The sequence below is a fragment of the Oleiphilus sp. HI0061 genome, from assembly GCF_001635675.1.
This window is the reverse complement of the sequence record NZ_LWFE01000858.1, coordinates 1-518: the sequence shown is the minus strand read 5'-3', so window position 1 is coordinate 518 and position 518 is coordinate 1. Positions and strand designations below refer to the sequence as shown.

1 protein-coding gene is annotated in these 518 nt (G+C 44.6%); it reads right to left on the bottom strand.

The features are described 5' to 3' along the window. Positions 1-487 (bottom strand): outer membrane protein assembly factor BamD (gene bamD / locus A3735_RS10205; protein ID WP_156499583.1); only part of this gene is annotated, 487 nt, incomplete at its 3' end. Positions 488-518: the final 31 nt, after the last annotated feature.

Sequence of the window (518 nt, the reverse complement as noted above, 5' to 3'; positions counted from 1 at the left end):
GCGCATCTGCAGCATAGCTACTATCGGGGAAGCGAATTAACAGTTCAGAAAAATCTTTAAAGGCCAAACGCATATGCCCCGGGTCACGCGAGGTAATATCAACCGACGAAAAGTACTGACTGGAAACACCGATATCCAAATGATAGTTCGCTACTCCTCGTACATAATACGCGTAATCCACGCTCGGGCTTTGAGGGTGTAAACGAATAAAACGATCGGAAGCGAGAATCGCGCCTTCTAGATCTAGCCCACTATAACGCGCATAGATTAAATCTAACTGAGCTTGCTCAGCATATTGCCCAAAGGGGAAACGGGACTCCAACTCTTCTAGAGCGATCGTTGCTTGAGGAAAGTTCCTTAACTTGATCGCTCGTTTAGCATCATCATACAACTCTTGTTCTGTCGATTCTTTTTTCGGAGTGGAACTACAAGCAGAAAGAAACAGGACTGCTACCAGAGAAATCACGAGTGCAAAGTGTGAACGCATAATTGGATAAGACTTCTTGAGAATAATTGGA